This window comes from Vibrio sp. V10_P2A27P122, assembly GCF_963874335.1.
GTDB classification, from domain to species: domain Bacteria; phylum Pseudomonadota; class Gammaproteobacteria; order Enterobacterales; family Vibrionaceae; genus Vibrio; species Vibrio anguillarum.
Window position 1 is genome coordinate 1 of sequence record NZ_CAWNHY010000092.1, and the last position, 6,312, is coordinate 6,312.

7 protein-coding genes are annotated in these 6,312 nt (G+C 43.2%); 6 read left to right on the top strand and 1 reads right to left on the bottom strand.

What is annotated here, in order from left to right:
• The 6 genes from AACQ17_RS04970 to AACQ17_RS04995 all read left to right on the top strand — a co-directional run.
• A partial coding sequence (locus AACQ17_RS04970; RefSeq protein WP_240507716.1) for a septal ring lytic transglycosylase RlpA family protein occupies positions 1-759 on the top strand: 759 nt, incomplete at its 5' end.
• 92 nt (positions 760-851) lie between these two features.
• On the top strand, positions 852-2,030 hold the full coding sequence (locus AACQ17_RS04975; protein WP_013857340.1) for a serine hydrolase: 1,179 nt from the start codon (positions 852-854) through the stop codon (positions 2,028-2,030).
• 119 nt (positions 2,031-2,149) lie between these two features.
• The gene (gene ybeD / locus AACQ17_RS04980) at positions 2,150-2,428 is read left to right on the top strand and encodes a DUF493 family protein YbeD (RefSeq protein ID WP_010317329.1); all 279 of its coding nucleotides are present in this window, start codon (positions 2,150-2,152) and stop codon (positions 2,426-2,428) included.
• Positions 2,429-2,641: 213 nt separating this feature from the next.
• Positions 2,642-3,295: a lipoyl(octanoyl) transferase LipB gene (lipB, locus tag AACQ17_RS04985; RefSeq protein ID WP_094147009.1), complete on the top strand. Its 654-nt coding sequence runs from the start codon at positions 2,642-2,644 to the stop codon at positions 3,293-3,295.
• Between the two features lie 5 nt (positions 3,296-3,300).
• The gene (lipA, locus tag AACQ17_RS04990) at positions 3,301-4,269 is read left to right on the top strand and encodes a lipoyl synthase (protein WP_013857343.1); all 969 of its coding nucleotides are present in this window, start codon (positions 3,301-3,303) and stop codon (positions 4,267-4,269) included.
• A 146-nt stretch (positions 4,270-4,415) separates the two neighbouring features.
• The gene (locus tag AACQ17_RS04995; RefSeq protein ID WP_013857344.1) at positions 4,416-4,742 is read left to right on the top strand and encodes a hypothetical protein; all 327 of its coding nucleotides are present in this window, start codon (positions 4,416-4,418) and stop codon (positions 4,740-4,742) included.
• A gap of 117 nt (positions 4,743-4,859) precedes the next feature.
• Here the strand turns inward: AACQ17_RS04995 and glyA are convergent, their stop codons facing one another.
• Positions 4,860-6,110, bottom strand: a complete 1,251-nt coding sequence (gene glyA / locus AACQ17_RS05000) for a serine hydroxymethyltransferase (protein WP_013857345.1) — start codon at positions 6,108-6,110, stop codon at positions 4,860-4,862.
• Positions 6,111-6,312: the final 202 nt, after the last annotated feature.

Genomic DNA, 6,312 nt, shown 5'->3' on the forward strand with positions numbered 1-6,312 from the left:
ATATTAACGAGTCTATTTCTCATCGGTTGTAGCTCTTCAAGCCGCTATTCAATAACAGACGACGTGGCCCCTAATACGCCACTCTCGGTTGAGCATATTGAAGATGCACATCCGCAATACGAACCCTATAGTTTGGGCGGCAACAAGAATTACACTTTGAGAGGCATAAACTACACCATTGTCAAAGAGGCCAAAGGATTTACAGAGAAAGGCCAAGCCTCGTGGTATGGAAAAAAGTTTCATGGACATCTGACATCCAACGGTGAAATCTACGACATGTATTCGATGACGGCCGCCCATAAAACGTTGCCGTTACCCAGCTACGTTAAAGTAACGAATTTAGATAACAAAAAAACCGCGATCGTTCGGGTAAACGATCGCGGTCCCTTTCATGAGGGACGAATTATTGATTTAAGTTACGCTGCCGCTTACAAATTAGGTGTAGTTCAAACCGGGACTGCGAATGTGGCTATCGAAGTCATCACCATCGATAAACCCATCACGACGTCACCACAGAAAAAGAAGGTTCAATATCTCATCCAAGTTGCCTCTGCAAAATCAGAGCAAAGAATACGAACTTTATCCGAACAATTGAGTCAAACATTGACGGTTGAAAGCTTTGTAGACAGTGTGAATGGCAGTCATCGCGTATTTTTAGGGCCATTTAATGACGATGCCCTGACTCAACAAACGCTAGAAAAAGTTAAATTACTCGGTTACGAGACCGCCTTCATCAAAGCGCAACCCGTCACTCAGTGACTTATCAAATCCAGTGATCTTGATTCAAGCTCTGGTTTGATAGGTCGTTTCTGTTAAGATATGGACAGTTAATAAGATAATTTGCATTCCTCATGAAAAAACACACATTCTTAAAACCGATTCTAGCGTCTTCTATTGCGCTTTCTGCAACCTTTACTAGCTCAGTATTTTCTGCGCCTATCGTGATACCTGATGCTCCTCAAATTGCCGCTAAAGGCTATGTGTTGATGGACTACCATTCAGGTAAAGTGCTGGCAGAAAAAGAGATGAACACCAAACTTTCACCTGCAAGTTTGACGAAAATGATGACCAGCTACGTGATTGGCCAAGAACTTAAACGTGGCAATATCTCTCCACAAGATAAAGTGGTGGTCAGTAAAAATGCGTGGGCTAAAAACTTCCCTGACTCGTCTAAAATGTTTATTGAAGTCGGCACTACAGTTACCGTAGAAGAACTGAACAAAGGTATCATCATTCAGTCTGGTAATGACGCTTGCGTGGCGATGGCTGAACACATTGCTGGCTCAGAAGACGCTTTTGTTGACCTAATGAATGCGTGGGCAAGTTCACTAAAAATGAGCAATACGCACTTTGCTAACGTACACGGTCTAGATAACCCAAATCTCTATTCAACTCCATATGACATGGCGCTACTAGGTCAAGCGTTGATTCGTGATGTACCAAACGAGTACCGTATTTATTCAGAGCAGAAATATACCTATAACGGGATTACCCAGTACAACCGAAATGGTTTGCTGTGGGATAAAAGTATGAACGTAGATGGTATTAAAACCGGTCATACGAGTAATGCTGGGTACAGTTTAGTTAGCTCTGCAACGGAAGGGAAAATGCGCCTCATTGCTGTGGTTATGGGTACCAAAGATGAAAATGCTCGTAAATCAGAAAGTAAAAAACTTCTGAGCTATGGCTTTAGATTCTTCGAAACCGTTGCGCCACACAAAGCAGGTGAAACATTCGTCGAAGAAAAAATCTGGATGGGTGACAAGGATAAAGTGGCGCTTGGTGTCAATGAAGATACTTACGTTACACTGCCTCGCGGTCAAGCGAAAGATCTCAGCGCAAGCTTTGTTCTTGAAAAAGAGCTCAGAGCGCCAATAAGCCAAGGTGATGTGGTCGGTAAGCTTTACTACCAGCTTGATGGCAAAGACGTGGCTGAATACCCTCTTTTGGCATTAGAAAATGTGGATGAAGGCAGCATATTTAGCCGTCTTTGGGACTACATTATATTGCTTTTCAAAGGGTTATTCTGATATCCCTTGTAGAAGATAAAACAAAGCCGCCTTACCGCGGCTTTGTGATTATTGAGTTCCATCAACATTCGCTGTAGTATTCGCCACCGCTAATCGAATTATCAACGGGAGTTTCCATTATGCTGACTATCAACTCTGATGCAAAACTCAAAGACTTACTCGAGTTTCCTTGTTCATTTACCTACAAGGTGATGGGCCACGCAAAGCCCGAACTTCCAGAGAAGGTTCTTGAAGTTATCCAACGTCACGCTCCAGGTGATTACAGCCCACGAGTTAAACCCAGTGCAAAAGGGACTTATCACTCCTTATCGATTAACATTACCGCCACCTCTATCGAGCAAGTTGAAATACTGTACAAAGAGCTAGGCGAGATCGATATCGTACGTATGGTTCTGTAGCCCAAAAACCGTGATTGAGATGCCTAGCCTCTCATTTTTTGATTTATTCAATTTTTTTTGAAAGCAGCTTAGGCTGCTTTTTTAATATAAATCATATAGCTAGCATATACCCCATCACACTAAGGACAAATTTATCGTCCTCATTAGTAGTCCATTCGCTGGAAGAAGTTTATAATCCAAAAACTTTATTTATACGGTAGATGAGTCACGCTGATGTTAAATTCGCTTGTTGTAAAACGTCTGGGTCGCCAAGAATACCTTCCTGTATGGGAAGCTATGCATGAATTTACCGATACAAGAACCGAAAGCACACCGGATCAGATTTGGCTTGTCGAACATCAACCAGTTTTTACCCAAGGCCAAGCAGGTAAAGCTGAGCATCTTCTCAATACTGGCGATATTCCAGTGGTACAAAGTGACCGAGGCGGCCAAGTTACCTACCATGGTCCAGGCCAACTGGTGGCTTATTTCTTGATCGATTTACGCCGCAAAAAAATAGGTGTAAGAGAGTTAGTGACCAAAATTGAACAGATCGTGATCAATACCTTGCAAGCATACCGTATTGACTCAGCCGCAAGACCAGATGCCCCTGGTGTCTATGTCAAAGGGAAAAAAATCTGCTCTCTTGGGTTACGGATCCGTAAAGGTTGTTCGTTTCATGGTTTAGCGCTAAACGTCAACATGGATCTCTCCCCTTTCCTACGCATTAACCCTTGTGGCTATCAGGGTTTAGAAATGGCCCAAGTCAGTGAACTGGGCGGCCCGACAGAACTACAAACCGTAGAAAAACAACTTATAATAGAACTCGTTAACATATTGGCTTACGAGCAAGTAGAATTCAGCACAGAAGCACCTCTTCAAAGGTAAAAAGCATGAGCAAACCGATCCAAATGGAAAAAGGCGTTAAATACCGCGACGCTGATAAAATGGCATTAATTCCTGTAAAAAATATGCCAGCCGCCGAACAAAAAGAAGTTTTGCGTAAGCCCGAGTGGATGAAAATTAAGCTGCCGAGTGATAGCCAACGCATCCAAGAGATCAAATCGGCAATGCGTAAAAATAATCTCCATTCGGTGTGTGAAGAAGCGTCTTGCCCTAACCTAGCAGAATGCTTTAACCACGGAACCGCCACCTTTATGATTTTAGGCGCCATCTGCACAAGACGGTGCCCATTTTGTGACGTTGCTCATGGACGGCCAAATGCCCCAGAGACAAACGAACCACAAAAACTGGCGCAAACCATTAAGGATATGAAGTTGAAATACGTGGTTATCACCTCAGTTGACCGTGATGACCTACGTGATGGTGGTGCCCAACATTTTGCCGACTGTAACCGTGAAATTCGAGCATTAAACCCAGAGATCCGTATCGAAACGTTAGTACCGGATTTTCGTGGCCGAATGGATATCGCCCTTGAACTACTCAAAGATAACCCACCGGATGTGTTTAACCACAACTTAGAAACCGCACCACGTCTATATCGTAAGGCGCGTCCTGGGGCAAACTATAAATGGTCACTGGAACTGTTGAAGAAATTCAAGCAACAACATCCAAGTATCCCTACCAAATCAGGCATCATGATGGGGCTTGGTGAAACAAAAGAAGAGATAGTGGAAGTATTGAAAGATCTTCGAGCTCACGACGTCACAATGCTTACTCTTGGTCAATATTTAGCACCGAGTCGCCATCACCTGCCAGTTGAACGCTACGTTCCACCGTCTGAATTTGACGAACTTAAAGAGATCGCACTAGAGCTTGGATTTACTCACGCCGCCTGTGGCCCGTTCGTACGTTCCTCCTATCATGCGGATATGCAAGCCAAAGGGCTAGAAGTGAAATAACCACACAGCACAAGTTCAATCAAGCCGATGTTCACTCATCGGTTTTTGGGACTCTGCTCAGTTAATGATTGAAGCTTGAATATTGATTCTATGTTCTATAGGCTAACGGCATAGAAAATAGATAACAAAGCTAGGGATTTATTAATATGAAAACGATCAGTACATTAGCACTTGTTACAGCCACTTTAATGGCCGGTTGTGCGTCTAATACTCAGCAAGATAACTATCGTGAAGCCTCCTTTGAGCTTTGTAATACTGAAGTCAACATTTACTCTGTGAGTGATGATGGCCGCGTTCGTATTGTCTGCGCTGACGGCTCTAAGTTTGCCTTAAATAGCGAAAAGACACTTGATACTATGCGCAATATTAATATTGAGTATTGTGATGGTGAAGGTTTAGGCAAATTTAACGAGAGCACTAAATATTACTCTTTTCAATGTAAGTCAGGCACATTGCTCAGCATTGCAAAATAGTTCTGCAGAGCACATTCAACAGCGAGAGGCCACTCTTCTTATTGGTGCTCAATAAAATAAATAATGACCAAATAAAAAAGCTCCTAAATATTAGGAGCTTTTTTATTGTGCGTAAAACTACGCGTATACAGGCAAACGCTTACAAATTTCTAACACTTTTGCCTTCGTTGCTTGAATAACAGATTCATCACCCATGTTGTCCAAAATATCGCACATCCATCCAGCTAGTGCTTTCGCATCAGCTTCAGTAAAACCACGGCGAGTAATTGATGGAGAACCCACGCGGATGCCAGAAGTCACAAATGGGCTACGCGGATCATTCGGCACAGAGTTTTTGTTCACTGTAATGTTAGCCGCACCCAATGCCGCATCAGCATCTTTACCTGTAATATTTTTATCGATCAAATCGACAAGGAACAGGTGATTTTCTGTGGAACCTGAAACAATGTTGTAACCACGAGCCAAAAACTCGGCCACCATCGCTTTCGCATTGGCGACTACCCGTTTTTGATACTCTTTGAACTCTGGTTCTAGAGCTTCTTTGAACGCGACCGCTTTACCTGCGATAACGTGCATTAAAGGACCACCTTGACCACCAGGGAATACGGCTGAGTTAAGCTTCTTATATAAGTCTTCACCTGCATTCGAAAGAATAAGGCCACCACGAGGACCTGCCAATGTTTTGTGGGTAGTGGTCGTCACTACGTGGGCATGAGGAACAGGGTTAGGGTAAACACCCGCCGCAATCAAACCAGCTACATGCGCCATATCAACGAACAAGTAAGCGCCCACTTTATCAGCAATTTCACGCATTCTTTTCCAGTCGCAAACTTGTGAATAAGCAGAGAAGCCACCGATGATCATTTTTGGCTGATGCTCAACCGCTAATGCTTCCATCTCTTCGTAGTTAATTTGACCTTTTGCATCAATGCCATAAGGAATGATGTTGTACAGCTTACCGGAAAAGTTGACAGGAGAACCGTGAGTCAAATGACCACCGTGTGCCAAGCTCATTCCTAATACGGTATCACCTGCGTTAAGCAACGCCATATAAACCGCGTTGTTTGCTTGTGAGCCAGAATGCGGCTGCACGTTCGCATAGTCTGCGCCAAACAGTTCACACGCACGTTCAATCGCCAGTGTTTCTACTTTATCGACAAACTCACAACCACCGTAATAGCGTTTACCTGGGTAACCTTCAGCGTATTTATTGGTGAGCTGTGAACCTTGCGCTTCCATTACACGTGGACTTGTGTAGTTTTCCGAAGCGATAAGTTCAATGTGTTCTTCCTGACGAAGAGTCTCTTCTTGAATAGCTGCGAACAGGTCCGCATCGTAATCTGCGATGTTCATATCACGCTTAAGCATCTGTATCTCCTGACTCAGATTTTACTGAAAGTTTCAAAAAAACCACACAACGACCAAAAGCAAACGTTTTCGTCACCGTAATATGGCGCACATTCTACATAATTTGATCTGGGTCATAAAGAACAAATTACAGAAATTATCATGCAGTTTTTTCATAATGGATAGTGAGGTAACTCATGCTAAACAGTAAGTTGGATAATGA

Bases quoted from the DNA above. Each gene is read 5' to 3' on its own strand.
- lipA (WP_013857343.1), top strand. From the start codon at position 3,301: ATGAGCAAACCGATCCAAATGGAAAAAGGCGTTAAATACCGCGACGCT.
- AACQ17_RS04995 (WP_013857344.1), top strand. From the start codon at position 4,416: ATGAAAACGATCAGTACATTAGCACTTGTTACAGCCACTTTAATGGCC.
- AACQ17_RS04975 (WP_013857340.1), top strand. From the start codon at position 852: ATGAAAAAACACACATTCTTAAAACCGATTCTAGCGTCTTCTATTGCG.
- lipB (WP_094147009.1), top strand. From the start codon at position 2,642: ATGTTAAATTCGCTTGTTGTAAAACGTCTGGGTCGCCAAGAATACCTT.
- glyA (WP_013857345.1), bottom strand. From the start codon at position 6,110: ATGCTTAAGCGTGATATGAACATCGCAGATTACGATGCGGACCTGTTC.
- ybeD (WP_010317329.1), top strand. From the start codon at position 2,150: ATGCTGACTATCAACTCTGATGCAAAACTCAAAGACTTACTCGAGTTT.